Origin of the sequence: Trichodesmium erythraeum IMS101 (assembly GCF_000014265.1) — a bacterium.
In the GTDB taxonomy this organism is placed as follows: Bacteria; Cyanobacteriota; Cyanobacteriia; order Cyanobacteriales; family Microcoleaceae; genus Trichodesmium; species Trichodesmium erythraeum.
Window position 1 is genome coordinate 5,352,889 of sequence record NC_008312.1, and the last position, 26,560, is coordinate 5,379,448.

General features: G+C 37.9%; 13 protein-coding genes. 8 read left to right on the plus strand and 5 right to left on the minus strand.

Annotation, left to right across the window (positions count from 1 at the left end):
• Positions 1-538: 538 nt before the first annotated feature.
• Positions 539-2,014 (minus strand): hypothetical protein, encoded by a 1,476-nt coding sequence (locus TERY_RS16680; protein ID WP_011612908.1) that lies wholly within the window; start codon positions 2,012-2,014, stop codon positions 539-541.
• A gap of 213 nt (positions 2,015-2,227) precedes the next feature.
• Here TERY_RS16680 and TERY_RS16685 point away from each other — a divergent pair, with 213 nt between their 5' ends.
• On the plus strand, positions 2,228-3,922 hold the full coding sequence (locus tag TERY_RS16685; RefSeq protein WP_011612909.1) for a glycosyltransferase family 39 protein: 1,695 nt from the start codon (positions 2,228-2,230) through the stop codon (positions 3,920-3,922).
• Between the two features lie 150 nt (positions 3,923-4,072).
• Here TERY_RS16685 and TERY_RS16690 read toward each other — a convergent pair whose 3' ends face one another.
• The 4 genes from TERY_RS16690 to surE all read right to left on the minus strand — a co-directional run bounded on the left by TERY_RS16690 (position 4,073) and on the right by surE (position 7,136).
• Positions 4,073-4,315: a hypothetical protein gene (locus TERY_RS16690; protein ID WP_011612910.1), complete on the minus strand. Its 243-nt coding sequence runs from the start codon at positions 4,313-4,315 to the stop codon at positions 4,073-4,075.
• 363 nt (positions 4,316-4,678) lie between these two features.
• Complete coding sequence (locus TERY_RS16695; protein WP_011612911.1) at positions 4,679-5,338, minus strand: GNAT family N-acetyltransferase; 660 nt, start codon at positions 5,336-5,338, stop codon at positions 4,679-4,681.
• A 228-nt stretch (positions 5,339-5,566) separates the two neighbouring features.
• Positions 5,567-5,965, minus strand: a complete 399-nt coding sequence (locus tag TERY_RS16700; RefSeq protein ID WP_011612912.1) for a hypothetical protein — start codon at positions 5,963-5,965, stop codon at positions 5,567-5,569.
• A 364-nt stretch (positions 5,966-6,329) separates the two neighbouring features.
• Positions 6,330-7,136 carry a 5'/3'-nucleotidase SurE gene (surE, locus tag TERY_RS16705; protein ID WP_011612913.1) on the minus strand — a complete coding sequence of 269 codons (807 nt, stop codon included), beginning with the start codon at positions 7,134-7,136 and terminating at the stop codon, positions 6,330-6,332.
• Between the two features lie 665 nt (positions 7,137-7,801).
• On the opposite strand from surE, the gene pheS reads away from it, so the two are divergent.
• The 7 genes from pheS (at position 7,802) to TERY_RS25615 (ending at position 26,552) form a co-directional block, all read left to right on the plus strand.
• Positions 7,802-8,797, plus strand: coding sequence for a phenylalanine--tRNA ligase subunit alpha (pheS, locus tag TERY_RS16710; RefSeq protein ID WP_011612914.1), 996 nt, complete (start codon positions 7,802-7,804; stop codon positions 8,795-8,797).
• A gap of 110 nt (positions 8,798-8,907) precedes the next feature.
• Positions 8,908-9,648 (plus strand): SH3 domain-containing protein, encoded by a 741-nt coding sequence (locus TERY_RS16715; RefSeq protein WP_011612915.1) that lies wholly within the window; start codon positions 8,908-8,910, stop codon positions 9,646-9,648.
• Between the two features lie 584 nt (positions 9,649-10,232).
• A complete protein-coding gene (gene ftsH / locus TERY_RS16720) occupies positions 10,233-12,098 on the plus strand; it encodes an ATP-dependent zinc metalloprotease FtsH (RefSeq protein WP_011612916.1) in 1,866 nt (621 codons plus the stop codon).
• A 223-nt stretch (positions 12,099-12,321) separates the two neighbouring features.
• On the plus strand, positions 12,322-13,104 hold the full coding sequence (locus tag TERY_RS16725) for a transposase (protein ID WP_011612917.1): 783 nt from the start codon (positions 12,322-12,324) through the stop codon (positions 13,102-13,104).
• A 1,364-nt stretch (positions 13,105-14,468) separates the two neighbouring features.
• Positions 14,469-19,181, plus strand: a complete 4,713-nt coding sequence (locus tag TERY_RS30935; RefSeq protein WP_011612919.1) for a filamentous hemagglutinin N-terminal domain-containing protein — start codon at positions 14,469-14,471, stop codon at positions 19,179-19,181.
• 125 nt (positions 19,182-19,306) lie between these two features.
• Positions 19,307-21,829 carry a CHAT domain-containing protein gene (locus TERY_RS16750; RefSeq protein ID WP_011612920.1) on the plus strand — a complete coding sequence of 841 codons (2,523 nt, stop codon included), beginning with the start codon at positions 19,307-19,309 and terminating at the stop codon, positions 21,827-21,829.
• A 547-nt stretch (positions 21,830-22,376) separates the two neighbouring features.
• Positions 22,377-26,552, plus strand: coding sequence for a filamentous hemagglutinin N-terminal domain-containing protein (locus tag TERY_RS25615; protein WP_011612921.1), 4,176 nt, complete (start codon positions 22,377-22,379; stop codon positions 26,550-26,552).
• The last annotated feature ends 8 nt before the right edge of the window (positions 26,553-26,560 follow it).

Consider the following 26,560-nt stretch of genomic DNA (forward strand, 5'->3'; position numbering starts at 1 on the left):
CTAGTATTATTTTATCTAAGTTCCCTATTCAGCACCAAAAAAGTTGATGATTAACCAAAATTTAGAAATTCAATTTCAGATCCTTGATTCCTAACTTAAATTAATCATATAAAGTAAGTTAATGCTTATAATTTTGGTAGTAAGCATTTAGCCCTTAGCTATTAGTTATGAGCTATCAGCTATGAGTTATTAATTTATTATATTGGAAGGAGAAACTAGTCTCCAAGGAGAATTAAAAAGTTATGTTTTCAGAGCATAATTTTTGTGCATAACTCCCTCTATCAGTAAAGGAAAAAAATATTAAGAATGTCATGTAATTGTTCATCATTTAACCTTAAGTAATTGCTTGCATAAATTCAAAAATTGAAAGCTGGCTGCTAAAGAGCTAAATGTTTACCAAAGATTTATTATCAATATTTATCAATATTTATAGAGAGATAGGTAAAAGGTCTCAGGAGAAAGCCCATAAGCAGCACAATTTTTGATATTTGATATAACTTCTAAATAATAGCTAACAGCGAAATGGATAAGATTTCAATTATTTTTTCACATTTTTTACTTCAATAATCTTTTTCAATAAATTAAACCAAAAATCAGCCCCCATAGATATTGCTATTCCACTAATTATCCAACCCAATAATCTTTTTAACCATTTCAAGTAATCAGATGATTGATTTTCTACTGCTTGATCAGTTAGTACATCATTCCCCCAACCAATAGGTAATTTCACATCATCTAATGCAACATTAACCTGATTTTGAATATTCTCTATATCCATCTCATCAGAATTAGAACTATTATTAATTAACTCCTGAGAATAATAATTAATAGTTGCTCGCATCAACGAATCTTTTGATAAATGGTCGATTAAATTTAACGTATCAAGATTAGTAGCTATAGCAATAGTAATACCAAGCAAAAAAGCAACTCCCCTAGCATTACGCTTGTAAACATTAGCAGCTCTTTCCATCCCATTATCAAACCATTGCTCAACTTCTTTTTGAAATTGATTTAAAGTATCACCTGTTGTAGTAATTTTAGTTGTAGCTTGTTGAGCTAAAATATATAAACTATTTTGTAAAGATTCAGGTAGCTGTTCCAGGGTTTCCTCAACTTTTTTATATATTTTCCCCTTTCTACTTTGCAAATCTACTTGAGAAACTTTTGCCATTTCGGTCCACCTTCTCCAGAACTCTAGTAAATTAGAGAAACTTGGTTCAATCTCACTGACTAAAACTTCTCTCTCTTGGGGATTTGTTAATACTTGCTTAACTAAAATCATTTTCTCCTCAAATTTACAATGGGTTATTTGTGGCAAATCTTGTAAAGATTTTTTTATAAATAAATTTAACCGATTTAATATTCTGTCTAAAGTCAGGTTTATATTTGCTAAATCATTTTTTTTATATTTATTATATATAACATTTAACTCTTGATATAAATGATTTAAATTAGCTTTCATTTCATTTTTGGTAGCATCTTTTAAATCCAGATCATTTAAAATACTATTAATTTGTATCAATTTTTTATTGATAAAATCTTCGAGTTGATAATTACTAATTGTTTTAATTAAATCTGGAATTTTTAAAGTATCAATTAAACTAGCAGCAAATGTATTTGATGGAATCTGAGACGGAGCTGTTGTTTCCCCGTCAAAATTTTTTTTAACTCTAGTTAAACCACTAATTAAATCACTAATTCTATTGGTAAATTTTCTAAATATTCTTTCTAATCCAATTTTGCCACCACTGTAATTAAGATCTTTAATTAATGGATTTTTATATATAGAATTAGTTAGTTGCTGTACCTTTTTGATGTGTAAATCTGATTCTAAATTATCATTATCAATATAAGTTTGACCACTTATTAATTCTTCAATTGATTGTTTTAAATGGACTGCTCTCCATTGCAAAATAGTTGTCAAAATTGATTGAATTTCACTAGCTAGTAAACTGAAAGTAAGGTAAACAAAGATTAAGCCAATGACTATATCTAAAATAACAGGCAAGTTCATATTAAATAGTTAGTTTGAATATAGAACAAATATAAGTCTACCTCATTAGCTTGAGAAACGCTATATATTAAATTAATACAGGGCTAATACACCAAAACAATATAACTGGTTCATTGCTGTGATTATTGTATTTTGTACTTAAGGAAAATTTTGTTTGATCAACAAATTTCTAGATAAGCCCTACTCAGATAAACTTACTAATCAGATAATTGGATGCTTAACAAAATATTAACAAAGAAAAACTTACATTCTCATATAGATTTACTGCTAACGCTAGGCTTATTGCTAGCAGCAGTAGTACTTTTTTCTACTAATTTAGGAACATTGCCTTTACGAGACTGGGATGAAGGAATAGTTGCCCAAGTAGCCAGAGAAATCAGCCGAGACAAGTGGAATTGGCTTTATCCTACTATCAATAATACTCCTTATTTTAATAAACCACCATTGATACATTGGTTGATCGCTTTTATCTATAGTATTGCAGGAGTCAATGAATTCAATGCCCGTTTATTTCCCGCTTTGTTAACAGCATTTTCTGTACCTTTAATCTATGGTATTAGTCGAGAATTATTTCACCCACGCACTCCGGCAATTTTTACCGCTTTGGTTTACTTAACTTTACTCCCTGTAGTGCGACATGGGCGTTTAGCAATGTTAGATGGTGCAGTAGTTTGTTTTTTTTTATTAATGATTTGGTGCGTATTGCGCTCACGGCAAAACCTCCGCTATTCTCTCCCTATTGGTATTAGTTTTGCTTTAGTTTCCCTCAGCAAAGGAATTATTTTAGGATTACTTTTAGGAGCGATCGCTTTTTTGTTTCTCTGGTGGGATACTCCCCGACTATTAAGCAATAAATATTTTTGGAGTGGTATCCTATTAGGTATGTTACCAGTTTTTCTATGGTACACAGCTCAATTTTTTCATTACGGCGTTGAATTTTTCTATGCCAACTTTTTCCATCAATCTTTAAAACGTATTTGGCAACAAGTAGGTAATCATGATGGACCTATTTGGTATTATTTATTAGAAATTATTAAGTATAGTTTTCCATGGCAGCTATTCTGGTTACCAGGATTATATTTGAGTTGGAAAAATCGTAGTCTGAGTTGGGGTAAATTAGTTTTGATTTGGACTGGAGTTTATCTGTTTGCTATTTCATTAATGAATACAAAACTTCCTTGGTATGTGTTACCTATTTATCCAGCTTTTGCCTTAGCAGTAGGTAGTTATATAACAGAAATCTGGGATCAATTTCCATTAGACTTAGGATGCTTTTGGTTTTCAGGTGATAAATATCTTCCAACTCACGGAGATCATAAAAAACATCTCTGGAGTCTTCCCACTATTTACCATCGTTTAGTAGTAGCTTTATTTGCACTACTAGCAATAATAGCTTGGGCTGCTTCTGTTTACTTTAGTGGGATTTTTGATCTAGGGGAGCAAAATTTAGCAAAACCTAACTTACAGTTACAGTTAGTTGCTGTGGCTCTTGCATTGACAATGACAATGGTAACTCTACTGTTAAATAAACAACAGCATCAATTTTTATTAATTTTGATTTGGGGAACATATCTTTCACTGCTAATGTTTGTTAGCTCTCCTTATTGGATATGGGAATTGGAAGAAAATTATCCAGTCAAACCAGTCGCAGAAATGATTCAGAAAGATACCCCCCCGGGTCAGGTTATTTATTCTTTTGACACTAAAGACCGTCCCTCTTTAAATTTTTATAGCGATCGCCTCATTAAGCGTGTTGGCCCAAAAAAAATTCAACAGCAATGGCAAAAAACAACTCAACCCTATTTATTAGTTGAAGCATTAACTCTAAATAATCTCCCCCTAGAAAATTTTCAGGTTTTGAATACTGTCAAAGGATGGTCCTTAGTTACAAGAGAAGGTAAAAGATAAATATCAAGAAAGCAAACAGATAAATGTCATTAAAACACATACTCAATATACTTAGGACAAAGAGCATTGACTTCAACCTTAGAAAAACGATTAAATAAGTTTAAGAATTTTTTTCTATCAATAAAAATAATTAGCTCAGAACCATGTAGCTCACACTTGTACTCGCCTCTGTCTTCTAAATTCATAAAAACCCATATTAGTAACTACCTCTGCTACTTCTAGAGGTGGGTTATAGTTCGCTATCACAACTGATAGATAATGGTTTTCTATTACTATCCGGCTGTGGTTAAGAGCCAAGTAAGTAGTTAATTTTTGTTTGACTTTCAAGTTCCCCCATAGGCAGTCTGAAATCAGAAACTGACCCAGAGGTAAGCGATAGGCACCCCAACCCACTTCTATTTCCTAGGTGGGAGGGGAGCAAGAGTTGGTGCAGCAGCCTGAGTGAAGGGGTAGCTTTGCGCCAGTATCACCTCAACTCACCCTTGGGCTTCCCCTCGGTAAAGCTCCCTCGATCCCTAAGAACCGGAGAGGGTGTCAAAGTCGACATTTCCAAAATCAAAATTTGTCTTTAAAGAGTAGATATTTTTTATAAGGTAGGAACGTTTCATGAAACGTCCCTAAGTTTTAGTGAAGAAGGAAGACCAAAGTTGGAATAAATATCGCAAAAAAAAACGGACAAATTAAAAATTGATGGGAGTAGCTATTTTTAAGCTACCCTTATTGAAATGCACTTCACATTACGTTAGTGGATTCTTTTTAGGAAAGTGGTATAAGCAATTTTTCCATTAAAATACAACTTTTATGTTCTTTTATTCCCTCAAATATTTTGATTCCTTGATATTCATAGTTCTGGTAATCTATTGAACACTTATCCTTAAACCCATAGTTTCTAAAAATGTGCTGGGATTTATTGCCAGTAGCTTCTACTTTAACCAATGAAAATTTTTCTTCACTTGCTATTTTGAGATTATGTTCAAGTAATTTCTTACCAATATTTTTGTTTTTATATTCTTCTCTAACTCCTAATAAAAAAATATAAAATACCTTGCTTATCAGGTTTGTTTTATGTATTTCGTATTGCTCATTTAGCTCTTTTAAAAATTGAAAAAGAGTATCCATTTTTTGATTTTGACAAATATTATTGTAGATTTCTTCAGATAAGTTATTTGATAAATCCTGTGAAATAATAAACCCTACAACTTGATAATTAACCGGTTCTTTAGCAATCACAGATAATTTATCTTCTACAGCTTTTTGGCAAATTATCTTAGCAAAAGGATAAAACTCGTTAGGAGAAATTTTAAGTTCTTTTGTAATCGGCTCTGCACTAGTAAATACATCAATTAAACAGTTAATTGCTTGCTCTATATCTCTTTCTTGTAAAAGTTGATATATAATTCCATTTTGTTTTGACATAGTTATATTAACTCCTCAAACAATTTTGAACTCTTGAAACAACTTTGATATAAGATTATAGGAATTTTGATTTTTACTTAATGCTTAAGTATCGTAGTTTAATTATTCAAAAAGAATGGTATAAATCAATTATTTAAAATTAGGTTCAAAACTTTAATTAATGATTATAGCTAAAGTCATGATTATAAAGTCATTAGATATATCTAGAATTAGGGATATTTGATATGACTACGGATTCTTCTTACTATTCAATAAGTCTTTATCTTTTACCCACTCTAATACTCCATCAAATATATTCAACTTCAAATCAAATATACTTAGAGTAGCGATCGCTCCTCCAAATAATATGGCACTACCTATCACCATAGCTATTGGTAGATACTGACGAGTCAAGTCACGGCGCAACCTGGCCAAAGGTTTACTTTGTCTTCTGAGCATTTGTCCAATATATAGCTGTTGGAGCGCCAACGGGTCTCTGACATAGTGGCCACTCCAACTTATTACTAGATGGGAATGACAGTATGGACAGGTAAATAGTCCATTCAAAATTCCTACTGGTTGTGCAATACTGGAACGATTGCAAATTGGACAAAGTACATAATTACTGTTAGATGTTGGAGCATTCATATACGTTTTTGAAAAATCAACAAAAATTATTACCAGTTAGACAACTGAAGTTATTTAATCTGCAATATGAAATGCCTATTGCCTATTATTTATATATTGTAGCCTGATTTGATATTCTTTAGTCTTTTTAAATAAGACTTGAAAATACCAGATTTTTTTTTGAGGTTAAGGAAATCTAATAAATTCTAGTAAACTCAAATTTCGAGATTATTCGATTTATTTTCATTCATTTATCAACTGCTCTAATTTATTTTTTTTTTGATTTATCCATAATTAGACTAGAAAAATACTCGAAATTCAATTATAGTAAAATAACTGCTACTTATTGTCGCACTTATCACCGCACTAATAATAAAAAGCTATATTAATTGTAACTAAAATTATCAATTTTCCACTTTTGTAGATAGGTTAATTGCCTACCATAAGTTAGATTGTATTGCAAGGGAGTAATTGTGATATATTTTTCACGCATTGCTTCAACATCCGTATTATATTTGTCGGGTATTGCTTGATCCTTAGTTTCTTCAGTTTCTTCCAATAATTCTCCAGCTAGCCAATAGTAAGTTTTACCTCGCGGGTCAACCCGTTTTTTAAATATATCTATGTATCGACAAACTCCTTGACGGGTAATTTTTACTCCTGCTATTTCTGTTTCCTTAACTGCTGGAATGTTTACATTCAGTAACATTAAATTATCTAAAGGTTGGCTTTCTATTTTCTGCACTAGACTTTGAGCAAAATTGACAGCAACTTCAAACTCCCTAGAAGTGTAACTGCCAAGACTAAAGGCAATGCTAGGAATATTTTCAACTATCCCTTCCATGGCTGCAGAAACAGTACCAGAATAGAATATATCAGTGCCTAAATTTGGGCCATGATTAATTCCTGCTAATACTAAGTCTGGTTGAGTTTCTAATAAGCTAAATAGGGCTAATTTTACACAGTCAGCAGGAGTGCCAGAACAAGCCCAAGCTGTTATCCGATCATCAAAAATTGATTTGACAATTTCAGCCCGAATAGGTTGATGTAATGTTAAGCCATGACCTGTAGCTGAACGTTCTTTATCAGGACAAACCACAAAAACTTCATGGCCTACTGCTGCTAAACCATTAGCTAAGCTCCGGATACCTTCAGCAAAAATGCCGTCGTCGTTACTAACCAATATTTTCATTTTTTTAAGGTAATAGGGAATGGAATAGGTCGAGAAAAATCTTTCCTCAGTTTTAATTTTCTACATATGCAGGAGCCCAAATTATCCTATTTCTCACTAATAGTTGTCAAACTGACGGTTCTTTTAACTACCAAGGTTTAAGGACATTAGAAATTAGTACGACTAAAGTATAGATAGGGAAATTTATAGCTAATACCATTTCTGAAAAACTTTTCTATGTTTTGCAACAGTAGGAGAATTAGCCATAACCTCAACCGACCCACCTCTAACCCCTCTGATGGGGGGGGGAACAAGGAATAACCATAGAAAGTCAATACAGCATAAAAATAATGAACAGAGTTGGGGGGTTGCTAATTATCAAAAAGGTTATTAGTGTGTTAATTACTTAATAGTTAAAATGTCACCTAGATATGATATATCTGACATTATTTTTGGGAATTGGTGTAACACAATTTCCAGTATTTTATAAAATACGGTAATTAATGTGGTATGACTAACAAGGGAAATATTTTTTTGCTTGTTTATTATCCTGCAACTAATCTTCCCTATTCCATGCTCCCTTTCTATCTATTAAAATGATAAAACTAGACTAAAAATTACAGTTAATACTAAAACCTAGGCAAAAATCAAAAAAATTGTAAATATTATTGACCTATTTATTTATTATGCAAATAAGTGATATTAAAACCTTATTGGAAGAATTACGCCAAAAAGCAACCGAAGCGATCGCCACAGCAGAAAACCGAGAAAAACTAGAAGACTTACGGATATACTATCTGGGTAAAAAAGGTCAAGTATCTAAAATTCTTGGTGCGATGGGTAAACTGAGCCCAGAAGAACGACCAAAAGTAGGAGCGATCGCTAATGAAGTGAAACAAGCCATCCAAACTAACCTAGATGAAAAACGTAGTAACTTACAAGCCTTAGAAATTGCAGCCCAGCTTAAAGCCGAAACCGTAGATGTCAGTATGCCAGGGGTACATCGCTCCCAGGGAAAAATTCACCCTCTGAATGGTCTTATAGACCGTGCCCTTGATATTTTCGTTGGTTTAGGATATACAATTTCCACCGGCCCAGAATTGGAAAGCGACTACTATAACTTTGAAGCTCTAAACACTCCGCCAGACCACCCGGCAAGAGATATGCAGGATACCTTTTACCTGGCAGACGGAAATTTAATGCGAACTCATACCTCCTCAGTCCAGATCCGTTACATGGAAAAACATGAACCCCCTATTCGAGTTATTGCTCCTGGTCGTGTTTATCGGCGGGATACTGTAGACGCAACTCACGCTGCAGTGTTCCATCAAATTGAACTTTTAGCAGTAGATGAAGGACTGAGATTTTCTGACCTCAAAGGAACTATAAAAGAATTTCTCCGACAAATCTTTGGAGACTTACCTATTCGTTTCCGCGCTAGCTATTTCCCATTTACCGAGCCTTCAGCAGAAGTAGATTTAGAGTGGAATGGTAAATGGTTAGAAGTATTAGGTTGTGGTATGGTAGACCCTAATGTTTTGCAAGCAGTAGGTTATGACCCGGAAAAATATACGGGTTTTGCAGCAGGTTTTGGGGTAGAAAGATTTGCTATGGTACTACACCAAATTGATGATATTCGGCGTGTTTATGCTAGTGACTTACGCTTTTTGCGGCAGTTTTAACTGGCTTGACTTAAACTGAGTGAAGAGTGTATGTAAGAATTTATTAACAATTTATATTGCTTACATAAATTACTTTTGATTTTTGAAATTTAATTTTGGAATTAATAAATATGCGTCAGACAGTAACATTATTAGTATTAACATTAATGATAGTTGTTAATTTTGCTAAAAAAGCTACTACAACTATCAAAACTGATCAGGTATCTGAAGAAACTGTTCAGGTATCTCCAGAAATTAGTCATGTATTCCCAGAAACTACTGAAAGTTCTGAAGACACTGCTAGTTTATGTCGTCAAGTTAATGACCCAGCAGGTTTAAAAGTTCAAAAAAGACCTACTCCTAATTCTCCTATAGTTGGTAGTGTATATCCTGATCAAGAGGTGAAATTAATTAAAGATTATCGAAAGATTAGAGGTCCCGCTGGTCGCACCTGGGTACAGATCACTTCTCCTATTGTGGGATTTGTATCTAAGGGTTTTCCAGGAAATGAGACTAATTTAAGAGAATGTTTTGAAGTTGCAGAAGAAACTTCAGGAGAATTTTCTGGTCAAAATACTTCTGGTGATAATTTGCGGACACAAACATCTCCAAATTCTCCCTATCCCCCAGAAACAGATGAAAGTTTATGTCGTGAAATTGATAGAAAAAAAGCACCACGAGGTTTAGCAGTGCGTGGGGATGCTTCTAGACGTTCTGAGTATAGAGGAAAAGTACCTGTTGATAGCCAGCTTATTTTAGTAGACAATTATCAGTTAATTGGTGATAAAAATGGTGAAAAACGTAAGTGGGTGAAAATTATTTATCCTTTACAGGGGTTTGTTTCTGCTGGTAATTTGCTTGAGTGCAGGTAGTAGTTATTGAATCAAAGTTGAATCAAAGTAGGTTGGGTCAAACGAAGTGCAACCCAACCTATGGTCATTTTTAATAAGAATGGAACACTTTTGATACTGAAACTTAGTTATAGCAAAAAAGATTTGTTTCAATCTAAATTAAAACGACTACAGACCAAACTCAGTTTAGTTATCAGCTTTATCCTAATAAAGGTAATAGGCAGTTATCAAAAACAGACTAAATTAAATTGAGAAAAAAAGCTTGATTTTAAAAGTAAGATACTTCTGCTTAAAGTATAAGAAACATAGGGTTAGAGAGAAATCTGAAAAACATACTTTGCTTATGGGAATTTGATTTCAGTTATCAGTTATCAGTTATTAGTACCTGTGGCTGAAGCTAGAGAGTAAAAAAGACATAAAGCGATGGCGAATATTTTTCTCCCGAACCTTGCAAAAGGAGTCTTGAGATCTAATTTTTTGGTCATAGCAAGGAAGCAGAAGCAATCTTATGCTAACCCTGATAGTGCTTTTTTCCACAGAACGAAAAGTAATAATTAGGGTAACTTGACAGTATTGGTTGAATCATTCTTGAATCTATAATAAACATGAGCATTAAAAAGAATTCCAAAAATTCCCGTAACCGTAAAATTGGAACTGTTTTATTAATTTTGGCAGGTGTGTTATTAGCAGTATACTTCTTCATGCCACGTCGCAAATATCCTCGTGTTCCTTATAGTGTATTTATTCAACAAGTGGAAAAAGGACAAGTGGTGGGAGTTCAAATAGATAACAAAAAAATTGTATATCGCCTCAAAGGAGAAGAAGATCAACTCGGACCTTTACTTGTCACTACTACAATAAATGATCCTCAATTACTTAAGCGTTTAGAAGATAATAAAGTTACATTTCAAGCCGCACTCCCGAAAAGTCCTTGGTTTACTATTCTTTTAAATTGGGTAATTCCACCAATTATATTAGTAGCAGCATTTCAGTTTTTTATGAACCGTGGAACTCAAGGTTCTCTTTCAATTAGTAAGAGTAAAGCTAAAGCTTATGTGGAGGGAGAATCAGAAAAAATTACTTTTGCTGATATCGCTGGGGTGGAAGAAGCAAAGACAGAATTAACTGAAATTGTAGATTTCTTAAAAACACCAAAATGTTTTACTGAAATTGGTGCGAGAATTCCTAAAGGTTTGTTATTAGTCGGACCTCCGGGAACTGGTAAAACTTTATTATCAAAAGCAGTTGCTGGAGAAGCCGGAGTGCCATTTTTTAGTATTTCTGGTTCGGAGTTTGTGGAACTATTTGTTGGTACTGGTGCTGCTAGAGTTCGTGATTTGTTTAAACAGGCAAAAAAGAAGGCTCCTTGTATTATTTTTATTGATGAAATAGATGCAATTGGTAAGTCGAGAACTAGTGGCAATTTTTACAGTGGTGGTAATGATGAACGGGAACAAACTTTAAATCAACTGTTAGCTGAAATGGATGGTTTTGGAGCAGGAGATTTAACGGTTATTGTTTTAGCCGCGACTAACAGACCGGAAGCTTTAGATGCTGCTTTATTGCGTCCGGGAAGATTTGATAGACAGGTATTAGTAGACCGTCCAGACTTAGTTGGTCGGGAGGCAATTTTAAATATTTATGCTAAAAAAGTTAAGTTGGGAGAAGATGTTGATGTGCATAAAATAGCAGTTAGAACTCCTGGTTTTGGAGGGGCAGACTTAGCTAATATTGTGAATGAAGCTGCTTTATTAGCGGCCAGAAATAAACGGGAAACTGTTGCACAAGTAGATTTTTCCGAAGCTATTGAAAGAGTGGTTGCTGGTTTGGAAAAAAGGAGTCGGGTTTTGAGCGATCGCGAAAAGAAAATTGTAGCTTATCATGAAGTTGGTCATGCTTTGGTTGCGGCGTTAATGCCTGGTAGTGGTAAGGTGGAAAAAATTTCAATTGTACCGAGGGGAATGGCTGCTTTGGGGTATACTTTGCAGTTGCCAACTGAGGAGAGATTTTTAAGAGATGAAACTGAAATTCGAGGGCAAATTGCTACTTTTTTAGGAGGTCGTGCTGCGGAGGAAATTGTCTTTGGAAGTATTACGACTGGAGCTTCAGGAGATTTACAAAAAGCTACAGATCTTGCTGAACAAATGGTGACAACTTATGGTATGAGTAAGGTTTTAGGACCTTTGGCTTATGAACGCCGTGGTCAAGGAGGATTTTTAAGCAATGAAGGTGTTAACCCCCGTCGTTTAGTTAGTGAAAAAACTGCCGAAGCAATTGATAATGAAGTGAAAGAAATTGTGGAAAAGGCTCATCAGCAAGCTAGGGAAATTTTGAATTATAATCAAGGTTTGCTCCAAAAGATTTCTCAGTATATTTTGGAAAAAGAAGTCATAGAAGGAGGAGAGTTATATGGGTTATTGGAAGAGGTGCGAACGCCACCAAGGAAGGATGTTAAAGAAGTCGAAAGTTAAAAGTGAAGATAAGTCAAAACCAAAAGTATAATTTGCTTATTTATCTATTAATACCTCTTCATAAAGTATTTGCCCCTTACTCTGCCATTCCATTCATAGGCATTTTTGGAAAGGTCAATAAATAAACCAAATTCCTCCTGAAAAAAATCTGGTACCAATAGCACTTGGGGTACATGATGAAGTATATTTGAAGAGTAACCGACCCTACCCCACCAAATGCATTATGCCCAGAAAACCTCGAAATCTTTTAGCTGGATACTCCTATCACATTACGACTCGTTGCAATAACCGTGAATTTAAACTTTCACGGCGCCAATGTCGGGAGGTATTTCTTTATGCTATTAAAAAGGTTTCCACAAAATACAATTTTCGGCTTTATGCATTGTGCATTATGTCTAATCATGTTCATTATTTGATTGAACCCTTACAACCAGAAGATTTACCGAAAATCATGCACTTCCTCAACTGGTATACGGCTATGTGTTTCAACAGAATGTTAAAACGTACAGGGCATTTTTGGGAAAAACGATATTACTCTAATGGGTTTCCTTCCTCAGATAAAGAAAGAGCATTGAATACTTTGCGTTACATTCATGGCAACCCTAAAGCTGCCAAAATGCGTTGCGGCTTTTTCTACGACTTTAGCAACTATGGTAGCTACGAATGTTTGACTAATGATGGCCTAACTCAATGGCATCCTGCTTTCTTGGAGTTAGCTAACACTCTGGAAGAATGTGCACAAAAATATAAGGGATTTTGTCGTAAATATAAGCCCAAACAAAAAAAAGGAAAAAAGTGTCACTGGGGTAGTAAGTTTTTAGGGGGTATTGTTCTGTCTTTTGATGGCAGAAATTCTCGTTCTACGAAGAAGAACTCTACAAAAAAGAAGGAGTCAACCCTCTTTGACTTTCCGCCGACGGTAATGCCGGAGGAAAATAAAGAAATAGCAAGGGTAGTTAGTCAATTTGTTGTAGCCAATAGACCCTCAGTCAGATGGGGGGGGTAAACATCCTCGCCGGCTTCCCTGTTTCCCCCCGCGGCGCTCTATGTAGGCCACATGCTCCCCGCCGGCCGCCGCGGCCGCCGCCGCCGCTGCGCTGCGCTGTCATTTGGCCACCCCGCGCTCCCTCTCGCCGCGCTGTCCAAAAGTTCCGCTGTCCATCTGGGGTGTCCATCTCTGATGGGCCATTTTGTGTAGTGAGGTCCGCTGTCCATCTCTTTTCTTGTCAGACTTAGGGACTTGAAGGTGTCGGGCAAGGGGTCTGGCACGGAGGCAACGGCGCCACCCTGCGCTCCCTCAAGTTGGCTTGTGCTGAGTTGTCCAAACAAAAAATAACACCATCCATCACCATGAGTAGGGAGTTAGGATGATGGGGAGGAAGGCGCCACCCACCGAAGGCGCCACCCTGCGCTCCCTCGGGGTGTGCTGGTGCTGAGTTGGTGTCCATTGCGCTCCCTCTGCGCTCCCTCATGCGCTCCCTCAGGGGTGATCTGGTTCACGAGCGCCCACGCCATTGTGGCCCATGTGGCAAAAAGGCAGTTGGTGGCCCACAAAAGTAAAGGCCGCCACAAGGCCGCCATCGCCATACACATACTAAGGCCACAGGCCACTGGCGCGGATAACCGATCGGGAGGCGGCGGAACCGGGAAGGATCTAAGAATAAATCGGCGGGGCGCGGACCGGCGGAGGAGGAGGGGGCGCGGAAGAGGGGAAAACCACCCTGCGCTTTTTCTAGTTGGCTGCAGCAGAGTGGAGTCCATTGCGCTCCCTCGACTTCCGACTGACTTAAAAGACTTAGGTTTTTGCACGGGGGCGGCTGATCTGGCAGGCTGATCTGTGTGGTGTCTTGTGCTGAGTTGGTGTCCATTGCGCTCCCTCTGCGCTCCCTCATGCGCTCCCTCAGGGGTGATCTGGTTCAGGTTCAGGTTCGAACGTCCAAGGGGGACACAGGGGACACGCGTCGAAGGGCCTAGATGGCCACGGCGCTTCCGAGCGCCCTTATGCCATTGTGGCCCATGTGGCAAGGAGTTGGCAGTTGGTGGCCCACCATAGTTGGTGGCCCACGGCCCAGGGAGGCCGCCACAAGGCAACTTAACGATCAATCGATCCGAAATTAGGCACGCGGGCCGGCTGCTCAGGTAGGTATGGTGGCTCATAGTTGCATTGGTTGCAACCACCCTGCACTTTTTCAAGTTGGCTGCAGCAGAGTGGAGTCCATTCCGCTCCCTCGACTTTGGACTTAAGGGGTGAAGGGGTTGCAGGTGATCTGGGATAAGTGTGGTGTCTCATGTGGTTGGAAGTAGTTTTTTGATTTTATAATGGATAATTAACATTAGCATAGTTTTTGGATTTATGAACAGGATTTTATTATGAACAGATGTCTTATGGCTTTTCCTTTCCTTTCCATAGCCTTTCCTTTCCTTTCCGTCTGCACTTTCCTTGTTTTTTCCCCCTTCGCCCTCGCTCAACTCCTGCCAGATAATACATTGGGAGAAGAAAATTCTGTCGTCACACCCAATAATATAAAAGGGAAAGATCGCATCATAATAGATGGCGGGGCCCAAAGAGGGGCCAACTTATTCCACAGTTTTCAAGAATTCAACATTCAACAGGGACGAGGGGTTTACTTTAGCAACCCTGATGGAGTTCAAAATATCCTGACGAGGGTCACAGGAAACAAGGCTTCTCAGATATTTGGCACCTTGGGTGTAGATGGAAAAGCTGATTTATTTTTCATTAACCCCAATGGCATAATTTTTGGGCCAGAGGCTAAACTAGATGTCCAAGGTTCATTCTTTGGAGCTACTGCGGATAGTATCTTATTTAACAATGGATTTGAATTTGCTAGTTCAGACCCTCAAGCACCCCCACTACTAACAGTTAATGTTCCCATTGGTTTGAGGTTGCCCGAAAACCCTGGTAGTATTTTGGTTGAGGGTCTAGGTCATAACATAAATATGTCAGAGTACCTAGAAACGATATTCGACGGAAAGGAAAAAGGCCCTCGAGACGGAAAAGAGGACCGGAATCTTGGGTTGGAAGTTTCCCAAGGCCAAACCTTGGGGTTAGTTGGTGGTGATATATTCTTAAGGGGGGGAAACCTCACATCAATTGGAGGACGTGTTGAATTAGGAAGTGTTCACAATGGGGTAGTAGGAATCAGGAAAGACCAAACCCTTAGCTATGATCCCAACCTGAAATTTGGCCAAATACAAATATCTAAAGAGAGCTCTATAGATGTAAGTGGAAATGGAAGAGTTGAATTTCAAATTCAAGGAGAAGAGATAAAAGTGCGAGATGCTTCAATAATTACAGGAGAGATTAAAGGCGAAGGCGAAGGCGAAGGCGAAAAAGGGGGAAATTCAATTATTAAAGCGTCTAAGTCTATTAAAATAGAAGCCGGAGAGTATTCGGAACTAACTTTAAGGTTAACTTCCGATAAACTTCCGAAACAAGATTTTAATTTTAATAAGACTTACAGTGCTATTATTCTAAGCACTTTCGGTAAGAGAGATGTCGGGGAGTTGAAGGTGGAAACAGAAAGTTTAACGCTGCAAGATGGAGCCTTTATTTCTACGACTACTTCTGGTCAGGGAAATGCAGGGAATATTACAGTCTCTGCTAGAGACATAGAAATGAATGGTGGCGGTGACGGTGCTACTTTGGTTACAATGACATTTGCATTTGCAAAAGGTAACGCAGGGAATTTAACGCTGAAAGCTGCAGAAAGTTTAACGCTGCACGACGCTATCATTTCTACGGGATCTTTTGGTTCAGCTCAGGGAAATACAGGGAAATTAACAGTCTCCGCTAATGCTATAGAAATAAATGCCGTAGCGAGCGAGGGGGCTGGTTTTTTTAGCGAGCGAGGCAGTGGCAAAGGTAAGGGAGGGAATTTAACGGTGAAAGCTGCAGAAAGTTTAACGCTAGTTGGCAATGGATTTATTTCTACCAGTACTTTTGGTGATGGAGATGCAGGGAATTTAACAGTGTCTGCTAGAGATATAGAAATGAGTGGGACAAGTCGGATGGCGGCACAAACAGGTACAAGGCAAACAGGTGGCAAAGGTAAGGGAGGGACTTTAATGGTGAAAGCTGCAGAAAGTTTAACGCTGCAAGATAAAGCCTTTATTTCTACCGATACTAAAGGTGATGGAGATGCAGGGAATTTAACAGTGTCTGCTAGAGATATAGAAATGAACAGTGTCTTTGGTTTGCTTGCACAGACAGAAAACAAAGGTAATGGAGGGAATTTAACGGTGAAAGCTGCAGAAAGTTTAACGCTAGTTGGCAATGGAGTTATTTCTACCAGTGCTTTTGGTGATGGAGATGCAGGGAATTTAACAGTGTCTGCTAGAGATATAGAAATGAGTGGGAAAAGTCGGATGGTGGCACAAACAGGTAGAAGGCAAACAGGTGGCAAAGGTAAGGGAGGGACTTTAATGGTGAAAGCTGCAGAAAGTTTAACGCTGCAAGATGAAGCCTTTATTTCTACCACTACTTTTGGTGATGGAGATGCAGGGAATTTAACAGTGTCTGCTAGAGATATAGAAATGAGTAGTATTTTTGGTTCTGGTGTGTTTGCACAGACAGAAAACAAAGGTAATGGAGGGAATTTAACGGTGGAAGTTGCAGAAAGTTTAACACTGCAAGATGGAGCCATTATTTCTACCAGAAGTCTTGGTGATGGAGATGCAGGAAATATAACTATCTCTGCTAGAGATATAGAAATAATTGGCACATCTCCTGATGGTAAATACTTCAGTAGCTTAACCGCAGAAGGCAGAGCAAAAGGAGCAGCAGGAAGCATAACCATCAACAGCAACAACATCCGCCTCGAAAACCAAGCTAACCTCAAAGCTGAAACCCAAGCAGGGGGTGAAGGCAGCATTATCATCAATAATAACAAAGACCTCATCCTGCGCAACAAAAGCAAAATAACCACTAGTGCTAAAGGCAGGGCCACTGGAGGTAATATTACTATTAAGACGGAAAACTTAGTCGCCCCAGATAACAGCGACATCTCTGCTGACGCTGAAAAAGCATCTGGAGGCCAAGTCGACATCACCGCAGCAGGTATATTCGGCATAAAATTCCGTCCTGAAAAAACAGAAAGAAGTGATATCACAGTCACCTCAGAATTTGACAGAGATGGAGAAGTCAATATCAACACCCCCGATGTAGATCCTAGTGACGGACTAGTAGAATTTGACGATACCATCCCAGATATCTCCAACCTCCTCGACCAAAACCCTTGCCGAAAAGGACAAAACAGCAAATTCATCATTACAGGAAGAGGTGGCTTACCACCAACTCTCGAAGATCCCTTTACTCCCACCCACATCTGGCAAGGCTCAGAAACCTCAGTTACTCCTCCAAAAGCCATCACTCCATCAGAGCAAGAATTCATTGAAGCACAAGGTTGGATCTCTAATTCTCAAGGTATTGAACTGATCACCAACCCCGAAACTGCTACTCCCACCTCCCCTTGGTTAATACCTCCCAACTGCAAACAATTAGACGCCTTTGAACCCCCACCCTATCTACTCGCTAGCAGTAAGGGAAATATTCCCACCTCAACTTCTGAACCTCTAAAAGTTACTATCAAACAATTCAACTTTGAGGGTAACACAAAATTTAGCAACCAAGAGCTACAACAACAACTCACACCTTATCTAAATAAACCCATTACCTTTGCTCAACTCATAGCAGCACGCACTGCTATTACAAAATATTATACCAAAAACAACTACATCACATCGGGAGCATTTATTCCTCCCCAAACTATGTCTGACAATGGCACAGTTACCCTCCGAGTAGTAGAAGGAAAAGTTGGTGAAATCAACGTCAATATCCAAGGTAGATTAAATGAAAATTATATCAAAAGTCGGTTAGAAAAAGCTACCACAGCTCCTCTGAATCAAGAAAAATTGGTGTCTGCCCTACAACTATTACAAATAGACCCTTTAGTCAAAACTATATCTGCGGAACTTTCATCCGGAGTCCGCCCAGATACAAGTAGGTTAGACATAAGAATAGAAACAGCTAACCCCTGGCAAATAGAAACTATCAGTAATAATGGCAGGGCACCAAGTGTGGGAACATTCAGGCGAGGGGTAGAAGTAGGTCATAGGAATGTTACAGGTATTGGAGACAGTTTAAATGCTCTCTACACGAATACTGATGGCAGCGACATGGTAGAAGTATCTTATGCTATTCCTGTGAACTCCAGTAATGGTCGTATCGAACTATTTTATCGCCACAGAGATAATAAGGTAGTAGAATCACCTTTTGAAAGACTCGATATTGAGTCAAATTCAAATACTTACAAGTTATCATTTAGTCAACCAATAATGCAAACACCCTGGCAAACTTTAACTTTGGGTTTATCTGCAATAAAGCGAGATAGTCAAACTTCCATATTAGGAGAGAATTATCCATTATCTGAGGGTGCAGATGAAAATGGGGAAACGAAATTATCAATTTTGCAGCTTTTCCAAGATTATGAACTACGGGGAAAAAATCAAGTTTTGGCGTTTAATTCTCAGTTGAATGTAGGGTTGGGAATATTGGATGCCACAAAGAATAGTAGTGAACCGGATAGTCGATTTTTGTATTGGCGGGGTCAGGGACAATGGGTGCGTGAGTTAGCCAAAAATACTTTGTTGGTGGTTGGAGCAGATCTACAGTTATCTCCATTTGATTTGGTGCCTAAAGAGCAGTTTGGTTTAGGAGGTTATCGAAGCGTGAGAGCCTATCGTCAGGATACTCGTTTAACAGATAATGGAGCGTTGGGAACAGTGGAGTTGCGCTTGCCGCTGCCCTGGATATCTGGAAAAAATAGATTATTTCAGGTAGTGCCGTTTATTGATGGGGGGGTAGCATGGAATAGTGATGATGAAGAGGTAGAAGGAAGTAAGGCTTTGGCGGCGGCCGGGGTGGGGTTGCAGGTAAATTTATGGGAGAAGATAAATATGCGCTTAGATTATGGAATTCCTTTAGTGGATGTGGACTCGCCAGATAAAACGGCTCAGGAGGAAGGGTTTTATTTTTCTTTTTCTACTACTCCTTTTTCTTTTTGAGCAGGGAGGTAAACTGATAGGATGAAGCTTAGGTAATTATGACACGCCAGTTGAAAGTAATTGAAAGTAGAAGGAAGTGAAACCCAATACACTCTTTATTGTTTAGACATTTATATATATTTATTATGAAGATCATAAAATTGCTCGCTATTACTCTATTAAGTTTCTGTATCACTGTGGGAATTAATATTTTACCTCCCACTTTAGCTGAATCTTCTGCCACTCATCTAGTTCAAGAAGGAACTCAATTATTACAACAAGGAAAGGCAGAAGCAGCATTAGAAATTTGGCAAAAAGCAGAGGAACTTTATCGCCAAAATCAAAATCAAACTGGTATTATCGGTACCAAAATTAATCAAGCTCAAGCTTTAACCAGTTTGGGTTTTTATGGACGTTCGTGTAATACTGTCTTACAAGCATTTGGCAATGATTTAGAATGCGCTCGCTTAACTGAAAATGACTTAGAAAATGTTCTGGAAAAGTTTCAAACATCAAATACTAGCCTAAATTTTCAGGGATTACAAATTTTAGGAAATGGACTGCTGGCGTTCGGTAAATTGGAGTTATCTGAAAAGGTATTAGAAGCAAGTTATAAGTGGGTAAATTCTAACAATACTAAAGCTCAATTGTTGATAAGTTTAGGTAACAATAGGCTTTCTCAAGCTCAAAATATTGCTGTCGATCGTAGAAGTGGAAAAGATGAACGAGCGCTTCGAACCCTAGTTGATCAAAGTTTATCTAATTATCAAGAAGCTGCCAGTATTTCTACTGACAAATCAGTTCAAATTCAAGGAACTATTAATAATCTTAGTTTGCTAGTCAAATTTACTAAAGAAATTGGTGATTTAGATACTTATGTACAATTTCAGATTGAAACTTTACCCGAAATTATTGATTTTTTAAATCAAATTAATCCTACTCCTAAATCAATTAGAGCCAGAATTAAATTAGCAGAAATTTTTACAAATATTGAGGAAATTAAAGATCAATCAGCTTTTGTTGAATTTCAAACTAATATTACTAAGTTAACTCCACCTAGCGAATTATTAAATCAGGCAATTGAAGAAGCAAAAGATATTAATAATTTCCGTTTAGAAGCTTATGGACTTAGTACCAAGGCAAAATTGAATCTCAAAAAAGGAAACCTAGAAGAAGCACTTAAATTGACAAATAAAGCATTATTGACTGCTCAAAAAGTATCTGCTTATGATATTGTTTATCAACTCCAAGAACAATTAGGAGATATTTTTATTAAGCAAGGAAATTATTCAGAGGCACTCTTAGCTGACAAATCTGCTTTTAATACTCTCCAAGTTTTACGACAGGATTTAGTAGCATTAAATAGAAATATTCAGTTTAACTTTCGTGATAGTATTGAACCTTTGTATAGAAAATTACTAGACTTATTACTTCAACCTGAACTCGGCTCAAATCAACCCAATGTGGAAAATATTAAAGTTGCTGTTGAAGTAATTGAATCTCTACAATTGGCAGAATTGGATAATTTTTTCCAAGATGCTTGTGTGAATGCTCAGGATATTAATATTGATGAAATTGATGAGAATGTAGCTGTTATTTATCCAATCTTATTCAAGGATAGATTAAGTGTAATTCTTAAATTGCCTGGTACTGATAGTTTTCGTTATGCTACCGTGAGTGAGAATGACTTTCAAGCTAAATTTGAGAAAAACCTATTGGGACTCAGAGTTAATATTACGAGTCTAAAGCGAAAACCAAGACTAATAGGTGAAGTCAAATTCCAGTCAAATCAACTTTACAATTGGTTAATTAAACCTTTTGAGGGATATTTGGAAATAGATCTAAAAGATGATGCGAGTCAAATAAAAACCCTAGTTTTTGTCTTGGAAGGAAATCTCAGAAATATTCCTATGTCCGTTTTATATGATAGTAAACGGGAAAGATATTTAGTGGAACGATACGCGATCGCTGTGGCTCCCAGTTTGGAATTGCTCCCTCCCAAACCCTTATTAAAACAGCAAATACGAGTATTAACTACTGGAACAGATAAAGAAGCACCAAGTTATAGACAGAGAGGCTATGATGATTTACCTAATGTTAAACAGGAACTAGAGAGTATCAATAAAACGGCGCCACAGTCTGAGGCATTAGTAGATGAAAAATTCACAGAAATTAATATATCTGACAAAATTAATTCTGAGTCCTTTAACATCGTCCATATTGCAACTCACGGACAATTTAGCTCTAATTCTGATCAAACCTTCATTTTAGCATGGGATAAACCTATTAACGTTAAAGATTTCGATCAACTGCTCCAGAGTGAGAATTTGCAGCGATCACAGCGAGCTATAGAATTATTAATTTTAAGTGCTTGCCAAACAGCATTTGGAGATCAACGAGCAGCATTGGGTTTAGCTGGAGTTGCAGTTCGGGCGGGCGCTCGTAGTGTTTTAGGGAGTTTATGGAGGGTAGATGATGCCTCTACAGCAGAATTAATGAAACAATTTTATCAACAATTATTTCAGTCTAATACTTTACAACTGAAAAAAGCAGAAGCACTACGTCAAGTTCAAATTAAATTTATCAAAGGAGAGATTGAAACAAATTCAGAGGAATACAAGAAACCTTATTATTGGTCACCATTTATTATGGTCGGGAATTGGTTATAGCAATACAGGGAAAAGGGGAGACCCCTGTTCCATAATGTTCTAGAAAAAAACTTTTCTACTAAAAATATAATAGCCTAACAAAATTCCATGGCGACATTCCCTAGCCTCAGCATAATTAATAATTTATTCTCTTGTAGGTTGGGTTGCACTGACCGTTACAAACCCTTAAGCGAACACAAATATCTATCTATTAGACATCTAGACATCTGCCTCAACTAAGTTTTTACCCACAACAAAATCAGTTATTAGTTCAGGACTTATAGTCATTTTACAGCAGTTTTCATCTTGGTAGACCACAGTAGGGACGCCCTTATGCAATGTCCCTACAAAATTTTGGTTATGATGATGTAGTTCATCAATTTGAAAACTGCTATAATTTAGATTCAGGACTTACGTAAAGGCACTACTTGTAGTGTAAATATCTAAATTTATTGTCAAAAATGCACTATATATGCCGGCACTGCGTAAGTCCTGGAAATATTAAATTTATTTGCGAAAAATGTTTGATTATTAGATAATAATGACAGGATTATTTTAGTTAAAAAATATGAATTTTTATTTTGTTGTAACTCGTCAATATTTACTTAAATCTCACACAAATTTTACAATAACGCTACGCCGCAAATCATCTACAATAAATCGCTATTTAAGAACAGAATCTTTAAATTCAGAAGATTTATGGCGAAATCTTACTCTTAGTGTTTTTCTCCTCTTTGGATTTTTTTCCCCCTCTGCCCTCGCTTTTTTTATTCATTTTCTCCTCTTTGGATTTTTTTCCCCCTCCGCCCTCGCTCAACTCCAACCAGATAATACATTGGGAGAAGAAAATTCAGTCGTCACACCGAATATCAATATTAAAGGGATAGAAAGCGATCGCATAGATGGCGGGGCCCAAAGAGGGGCCAACTTATTCCACAGTTTTCAAGAATTCAACATTCAACAGGGACGAGGGGTTTACTTTAGCAACCCTGATGGAGTTCAAAATATCCTGACTCGGGTCACAGGAAACAATGGCTCTAACATATTAGGAACCTTGGGTGTAGATGGAAAAGCTGATTTATTTTTCATTAACCCCAATGGCATAATCTTTGGACCAGAGGCTAAACTAGATGTCCAAGGTTCATTCTATGGAGCTACTGCCGATAGTATCTTATTTAAAAATGGATTTGAATTTGCTAGTTCAGACCCTCAAGCGCCCCCACTACTTACAGTTAATGTTCCCATTGGTTTGAGGTTGCCCGAAAAGCCAGGTAGTATTCTGGTTGAGGGTCAAGGTCATAACATAAATATGTCAGAGTACCTAGAAACATATGGATATAGAAACAGAAAAGAGGACCGGAATCTAGGGTTGGAAGTTTCCCAAGGCCAAACCTTAGGGTTAGTTGGTGGTGATATATTCTTAAGGGGGGGAAACCTCACATCAGATGGAGGACGTGTTGAATTAGGAAGTGTTCAGAATGGTGTAGTAGAAATCACTACCGACCGTACCCTTAGCTATGATAAAAATCTGGAATTTGGCCAAATCATACTATCAGAAGCGAGTTCTATAGATATAAGTGGAAATGGAAGAGTAGAATTTCAAATTCAAGGAGAAGAGATCAACGTGCAAGATAATTCACTAATTTTAGGAAAGATATTGGGTGATGAGGACGGAGGAAATTCAATTATTAGAGCATCTAAGTCTATTAAAATAGGACCTACAAAACCTTTTGAGAAGATTCCTGTGAAAATAAAAATTGTTAATTTTACCTATACTTTTAATAAGACTATGAGTTCTATTTTTCTAAACACTTATGGTAAGGGAGATGTCGGAGAGTTGAGGGTGAAAACAGAAAGTTTAACGCTGCAAGATGGAGCCGTTATTTATACCGGTACTGTGGGTCAGGGAAATGCAGGGAATTTAACAGTCTCTGCTAGAGACATAGAAATAAATGGTGGGAATTATGCGACTGGATTTTTTCCAACGACATTAGCAGAAGGTAACGGAGGGAATTTGACGGTGGAAGTTGCAGAAAGTTTAACGCTGCAAGATGGAGCCGTTATGTCTGCCGGTACTGGGTATCAGGGAAATGCAGGGAATTTAACAGTCTCTGCTAGAGACATAGAAATGAGTGGTTTTGTTGTTGTTACAACAATCACTGAAACAACAGGTAACGGAGGGAATTTGACGGTGGAAGTTGCAGAAAGTTTAACGCTGCAAGATGGAGCCGTTATGTCTGCCGGTACTGTGGGTCAGGGAAATGCAGGGAATTTAATAGTCTCTGCTACAGACATAGAAATAATAGGCAAATCTCCTGATGGTAAATCCTTCAGTCGCTTAACCGCAGAAGCAACAAATGAATCAACAGGAGCAGCAGGAACCATAACCATCAACACCGAAACCCTCAACCTCCGGAACGAAGCCGAAATTATAGTCACCTCTGCTACCCAACAAGCTGCAGGTGACTTAATAATAAACAGCAACAACATCCGCATCGAAAACCAAGCTAGTCTCAAAGCTGAAACCAAAGGAGGTCAAGGCAGCATTACCATCAATAATAATAAAGACCTCATCCTGCGTAACAACAGCAACATCACCACTAATTCTGAAGGCACGGCTACTGGAGGTAATATTACCATTAATACGGAAAACCTAGTTGCCCGAGACAACAGCGACATCACTGCTAACGCTGTCGAAGGATTTGGAGGCCGAGTTAACATCACCGCAGCCGGCATATTCGGCACAGAATTCCGTCCCGAACAAACCGAAAAAAGTGACATCACCGCCACCTCAAAATTAGGAGCTTCATTCAGTGGAGAAGTCAATATCAACACCCCTGATGTAGATCCTAGTGACGGGCTAGTAGAATTTGAGGATACCATCCCAGATATCTCCAACCTCCTCGACCAAAACCCTTGCCGACAAGGACAAAAAAGCAAATTCATCATTACAGGAAGAGGCGGCTTACCACCAACTCTCGAAGAACCCTTGGCTCCCACCTACCTCTGGCAAGACTCAGAAACCTCAGTTACTCCTCCACCAGCTATCACTCCATCAGAGCAAGAGTTCATTGAAGCACAAGGTTGGATCTCTAATTCTCAAGGTATTGAACTGATCACTGACCCCGAAACTGCTACTCCCACCTCCCCTTGGTTAATACCTCCCAACTGCGAACAATTAGACACCTTTGAACCCCCACCCTATCTACTCGCAAGCAGTAAGGGAAATATTCCCACCTCAACTTCTGAACCTCTAAAAGTTACTATCAAACAATTCAACTTTGAGGGTAACACAAAATTTAGCAACCAAGAGCTACAACAACAACTCACACCTTATCTAAATAAACCCATTACCTTTGCTCAACTAATAGCAGCACGCACTGCCATTACAAAATTTTATACTAAAAACAACTACATCACATCGGGAGCATTTATTCCTCCCCAAACTATGGCTGAAAATGGCACAGTCACCCTCCGAGTAGTGGAAGGAAAAGTTGGTGAAATCAATGTCAATATCCAAGGTAGATTAAATGAAAATTATATCAAAAGTCGGTTAGAAAAAGCCACCACGGCTCCTCTGAATCAAGAAAAATTGTTGTCTGCCCTACAAATATTACAAATAGACCCTTTAGTCAAAACTCTATCTGCGGAACTTTCATCCGGAGTCCGCCCAGATACAAGTAGGTTAGACATAAGAATAGAAACAGCTAACCCCTGGCAAATAGAAACTATCAGTAATAATGGCAGGGCACCAAGTGTGGGAACATTCAGGCGAGGGGTAGAGGTAGGCCATAGAAATGTTACAGGTATTGGAGACAGTTTAAGTGCTCTCTATACTAATACTGATGGCAGCGATATGGTAGAAGTATCTTATGCTATTCCTGTGAACTCCAGTAATGGTCGTATCGAACTATTTTATCGCCACAGAGATAATAAGGTGGTAGAATCACCTTTTGAAAGACTTGATATTGAGTCAAATTCAAATACTTACAAGTTATCATTTAGTCAACCAATAATGCAAACACCCTGGCAAACTTTAAGTTTGGGTTTATCTGCAATAAAGCGAGATAGTCAAACTTCTATATTAGGAGAGAATTATCCATTATCTGAGGGTGCTGATGAAAATGGGGAAACGAAATTATCAATTTTGCAGCTTTTCCAAGATTATGAACTACGGGGAAAAAATCAAGTTTTGGCGTTTAATTCTCAGTTGAATGTAGGGTTGGGAATATTGGATGCTACAAAGAATAGTAATGAACCGGATGGTCGATTTTTTTATTGGCGGGGTCAAGGACAATGGGTGCGTGAGTTAGGCAAAAATACTTTGTTGGTGATGGGAGCAGATCTACAGTTATCTCCATCTGATTTGGTGCCTAAGGAAAGGTTTGGTTTAGGGGGTTATCGAAGTGTGAGAGCTTATCGTCAGGATACTCGTTTGACAGATAATGGAGCGTTGGGAACAGTGGAGTTGCGGTTGCCCGTGCCCTGGATATCTGGAAAAAATAGATTATTTCAGGTAGTGCCGTTTATTGATGGGGGGGTAGCATGGAATAGTGATGGTAAAGAGGAGGAAGGAAGTAAGGCTTTGGCGGCGGCCGGGGTGGGGTTGCAGGTAAATTTATGGGAGAAGATAAATATGCGCTTAGATTATGGAATTCCTTTAGTGGATGTGGACTCCCTAGATAAAACGGCTCAGGAGGAAGGGTTTTATTTTTCTTTTTCTACTACTCCTTTTTCTTTTTGAGCAGGGAG

What these genes read in the sequence shown, in the direction of transcription:
- TERY_RS16750 (WP_011612920.1), top strand. Translation starts at nt 19,307, where the DNA reads ATGAAGATCATAAAATTGCTCGCTATTACTCTATTAAGTTTCTGTATC.
- TERY_RS16680 (WP_011612908.1), bottom strand. Translation starts at nt 2,014, where the DNA reads ATGAACTTGCCTGTTATTTTAGATATAGTCATTGGCTTAATCTTTGTT.
- ftsH (WP_011612916.1), top strand. Translation starts at nt 10,233, where the DNA reads ATGAGCATTAAAAAGAATTCCAAAAATTCCCGTAACCGTAAAATTGGA.
- TERY_RS30935 (WP_011612919.1), top strand. Translation starts at nt 14,469, where the DNA reads ATGAACAGATGTCTTATGGCTTTTCCTTTCCTTTCCATAGCCTTTCCT.
- TERY_RS16700 (WP_011612912.1), bottom strand. Translation starts at nt 5,965, where the DNA reads ATGAATGCTCCAACATCTAACAGTAATTATGTACTTTGTCCAATTTGC.
- surE (WP_011612913.1), bottom strand. Translation starts at nt 7,136, where the DNA reads ATGAAAATATTGGTTAGTAACGACGACGGCATTTTTGCTGAAGGTATC.
- TERY_RS16715 (WP_011612915.1), top strand. Translation starts at nt 8,908, where the DNA reads ATGCGTCAGACAGTAACATTATTAGTATTAACATTAATGATAGTTGTT.
- TERY_RS16685 (WP_011612909.1), top strand. Translation starts at nt 2,228, where the DNA reads ATGCTTAACAAAATATTAACAAAGAAAAACTTACATTCTCATATAGAT.
- pheS (WP_011612914.1), top strand. Translation starts at nt 7,802, where the DNA reads ATGCAAATAAGTGATATTAAAACCTTATTGGAAGAATTACGCCAAAAA.
- TERY_RS16695 (WP_011612911.1), bottom strand. Translation starts at nt 5,338, where the DNA reads ATGTCAAAACAAAATGGAATTATATATCAACTTTTACAAGAAAGAGAT.
- TERY_RS16725 (WP_011612917.1), top strand. Translation starts at nt 12,322, where the DNA reads ATGCCCAGAAAACCTCGAAATCTTTTAGCTGGATACTCCTATCACATT.
- TERY_RS25615 (WP_011612921.1), top strand. Translation starts at nt 22,377, where the DNA reads ATGAATTTTTATTTTGTTGTAACTCGTCAATATTTACTTAAATCTCAC.